This is a genomic window from Streptomyces sp. NPDC054841 (assembly GCF_053611045.1).
The window spans coordinates 1-3891 of the sequence record NZ_JBSGZO010000642.1 but is presented as its reverse complement, the minus strand read 5'-3'; the positions used below and the strand labels follow the sequence as shown (position 1 = coordinate 3891).

The 3891-nt window shown below is 70.3% G+C and carries 4 protein-coding genes; all 4 read right to left on the bottom strand.

Annotated features, from left to right (window positions below; genetic code table 11):
* Positions 1–403 (bottom strand): enoyl-CoA hydratase/isomerase family protein (locus tag ACWGI8_RS40990; protein ID WP_453668541.1); only part of this gene is annotated, 403 nt, incomplete at its 3' end.
* A gap of 32 nt (positions 404–435) precedes the next feature.
* A complete protein-coding gene (locus ACWGI8_RS40985) occupies positions 436–1191 on the bottom strand; it encodes a PIG-L deacetylase family protein (protein ID WP_453668540.1) in 756 nt (251 codons plus the stop codon).
* A gap of 46 nt (positions 1192–1237) precedes the next feature.
* Entirely contained in the window at positions 1238–2536 is a 1299-nt protein-coding gene (locus ACWGI8_RS40980; protein WP_453668539.1) for an alpha/beta fold hydrolase, read from the bottom strand.
* Positions 2537–2622: 86 nt separating this feature from the next.
* On the bottom strand, positions 2623–3891 hold a 1269-nt coding region (locus ACWGI8_RS40975), incomplete at its 5' end, for a cellulase family glycosylhydrolase (protein WP_453668538.1).

Below are 3891 nucleotides of genomic sequence, written 5' to 3'. Positions count from 1 at the left end.
GTGCCAGCTCGAAGCCGAATCCGAGGCAGTAGCCGTGGACGGCGGCGACCACCGGCTGGGGCAGCCGGGCGAAGGCGGCGAAGCGTTCGTGGACCCAGCGGATGCCCTCGTAGTAGTTCTGGGTGCGCTCCGCGGCCGAGCGGCCGGTGATGGCGCCGCCCGGCGCGGTGACGTCGATCCCCGCACAGAAGGCACGACCCTCGGCGCGCAGCAGGACGGCCCTGACGCGCTCGTCGAAGCGGATCCGGTCGGCCATCAGACCGAGCTGGCGGCTGGACTCCCAGCTCCACCCGTTGAGCGTATCCGGCCGGCAGAGGGTGAGGACGCCGATGCCGTCGTCCTGGACGTCGAGCCGTATCCGCTCCTCGCCCTCGGCGATCTCACGGTCCAGTGTGTCGATCATCGCCGGCCCCCGCCCATGTCCCTGACGTTACGTCAGAACTGCTCGAAGCTGAAGAGCTCGAAGGTCACGGCGGGCCGCCCGCCGAAACGCGGGGCCGCCGCCCGTGCGTTGCCGTAGAGGAAGTCCCGGCAGTAGTCCTCGGGTTGTTTGTCGGTGAGCGCCTCGATGTAGGTGCGATGCTCCAGCAGGGAGTGGACGGAACGCTCGAGTCCCGGGGTCGCGTCCACCGCGTGCGTGGGCGTCGCGGAGCCCGCGATCGCCACCCAGCGCACCCCGTCCCACGGCTCGAGGCCCTGCTCGGTGCGGAGTTCGGGAAAGATCCACCGGTTGCCCGCGTCGGCGACCGCGTCCAGGGTGGCACGGCCGACGGCTCGGTGGTCCGGTGTGTTCCACGCGCCGCCGACTGCGGAGCCCCAGGTGTCCCGGTGATTGAGCGTGATGACCAGCTCGGGGCGGTGCCGCCGGATCGCGGCGGCGATGTCCCTGCGCAGCCCGGTGCCGTACTCGATCACGCCGTCCCGGTGGTCGAGGAACTCCACGGTGGACACCCCGACGACGGCCGCGCTCGCCCGCTGCTCCCGTTCGCGCAGCGGTGCGCAGACGGCCGGTTCGATGCTGTCGATACCGGCCTCGCCACGACTGGCGAGCAGGTAGGCGACGTCCTTGCCGCTGTCCGTCCATCCGGCGATGGCCGCGGCGCAGCCGTACTCGAGATCGTCGGGGTGGGCGACGACGGCAAGCGCGCGCTCCCAGTCGTCGGGCATCGCTTCGAGCTGAGGTTCGGTCATACGGGCAGCGTATCCGCGGGTCCGGCGGCTCTCCTGCCCTTTGTCCTTACACCTCGTCGCGGACCAGGGCCAGCAGTCGGTCCAGGACGCGGGGCCCGGAGGCGCGGACGCCGTCGTGCTCGTACTCGTCGGTGACCCAGGTGCGCAGTCCGCGGATGGTGCGTGCCGTCGCGAGGGAGTGCCCGGTGTCGACGTACATGTCGTCGTGGTAGACGGCGGCGGCGACCGGGACGTCATTGGCCGCGAGGCGTTCCACGTCGTAGAGCGGCGGCCAGTCGGTGCGGGCGGCGAGGATCTCGGCGGCCTCGCGCAGGGGCCGCAGGGCGGGGTCGGTCTCGAAGTGCCATGGATGCACGGACTCTCCCGTGAACAGCAGCGGCCTGTCCCCCGCCAGTGTCTTCGCCGGGTCGAACTGCGGGAACTCGGCGCGCACCCGCTCGGCCGCCCAGGACGTGGGCGCCTTGCCCTGGGCGTAGATCGCCTCGTGCAGTACGGCGTACAGAGGATGCCGGGCGTAGGACAGCGCTGCGAGGACGCCTTCCTGGAAGGTGTCGGAGAGTTCGCCCCCGGCCGCCGTGCGGACGAACGCGTTCTCCAGCAGATAGTGCAGCTGGTGGCTGCCGTCGCCGGTGCCCAGCTGGATCCCCAGCGACTGGAACGCCTCGGGTGTGAGCACATATCCGCCGGGGAGCACGGTCCGGTGCTCGGCGAGGTGTTCGGCGATGTGCCTGGCGCGTTCGGCATCCTGCGGGTAGCGGGCGTAGTGGGCCTCGTTCTTCCGCTGGATACGGGGGTACGCGGCCCGGTACACCTCCTGGGCGCAGGCGTCGAGCGAGGGCAGCCCGCCGGTGATCAGGACGGTCCGCAGCCCTTCCGGCGCGGTCGAGAGGTAGTGGGTGGCGCAGAATCCGCCGAAGCTCTGGCCCAGCACGGTCCAGCGCGCTCCGCCGGTCAGCTGCCGCCGCACCGCTTCACAGTCGAGGACGATGCTGTCGGCGCGGAAGTGCATGAGGTAGCGGGCCTGCTCCTCGGGCCCGCCGCGCAGGGGCAGGGTCTGCCGGTTGGCGGGGGTGGAGAGCCCGGTGCCGCGCTGGTCGAGCAGCAGGACCCGGAACTCCTGCACCGCGCGTCCCAGCCAGGCCTGCTTGCCGGGAAAACGCCGCGCTCCGAAACCGGGCCCGCCCTCCAGGTACACCAGCCAGGGCAGGTCGGCCCCGGCCCGGGCGCTCGACACGACCTCGCGGCCGTACAGCCCGAGCTGCTCCCCCGACGGGTCGGCGTGGTCGAGGGGGACGGTGAAGTGGCGGTCCGTGAGGACGAGGCCCGGCTGCCGGTAGCTGGTCAACGCTGCTCCTGCCCTGAGTCCTGTGCTCGTACGCCCCCGCCCGCCCAGTGCATCACATGGACGGGCGGGGGTCGCACCGAGGCGGATCAGCCGGTCGGGAAGTCGTCCGCGGTTCTGATGCGGTCGCGGACCCAGACTCCGGCGGGCTTCAGCGGCCCGGTTCCGGTCCAGGGGCCGTTGCTGTCGCAGGTGCCGCCCTTGAAGACGGCGCCGGTGCGGTTGTCGTCGGAGTAGTTCCAGTTGACCCAGCTGATCTTCTTGTTCGCCATCAGATCGATGTAGCGCTGGGACATCGTGAAGTCGTTGCTGCCCTCACCTGCGTAGTTCTGGGTGCCGAACTCGGTGACGAACATCGGCAGCTTGTCGGCGGCGCGGGAGAGGGTGTTCAGGTACTCGTCCCGGTGCGAGTAGGCGTAGAAGTGGAAGGTGTACATGATGTTGGAGGCGTTCACGGGGTTGTTGACGACCTCGGTCTCGTCGGCGCCGTCGGAGACGCCGAGCGAGGACCATGCGCGGGTGCCGACCAGGACGGGGGTGTCGGGGTCCTGCCCGCGGATGACCGGGATGAGCTGTTCGGCGTAGCTCTTGATCCGCGACCAGCTGACCTCGCTGGGCTCATTGGCGATCTCGTACAGCAGGTTGTTCTTGTTGCCGTGGCGCTGGGCGATCTCGGTGAAGAACGTCTTGGCGCGGCTCAGGTTGTGGTGCGGGTCGCCGGGGTCGAGCATGTGCCAGTCGACGATCGCGTACATGCCGCGCGCGGTGGCCTGCTCGATGATCGAATGGACCAGGTCCGTGAACTTGCGCGGGTCGGTCTCGTAGCCGCCCTCCTGGATGTACATGGAGATGCGCAGCACGTCCGCGTTCCAGTCGGTGGCCAGGGCGTTCAGCGAGCCCGAGGTGACGCACTGGCTGTACCACTGCAGGCCGTGGGTGGACATGCCGCGCAGCTGGACGGGCTTGCCGTACTGGTTGCAGAGCTTGGTTCCGCAGACCTTGAGCTGTCCGTTGATCTCGACGGGTGTCCTGCCGCCGGGGGCGGGTGCGGTGTCCACGGCGAGGTGGTCCACGTTGGGGCCGCCGCCCGCGGTGGTGGCGGTGGCCCTGATCGTGTTGGCGCCGGCCTTGAGCCGGGCGGTCACGCTCGTGGTGGACCAGGAGGTCCAGGCACCGGTGCCGCCGAAGGCCTTGTCGTGGGCGACGACCGCGCCGTTGACGGTGATGTCCATGGCGCGGTTGGCCGTGGTGCCGTTGGCGTACCGCAGGGTCAGTGCGGCGCTGCCCGCCTGTGCGGCGTCGACCGTCCACTCGACGTAGGACCCGGCGACGTTGGTGTAGTTGACGAAGCCGGTGCC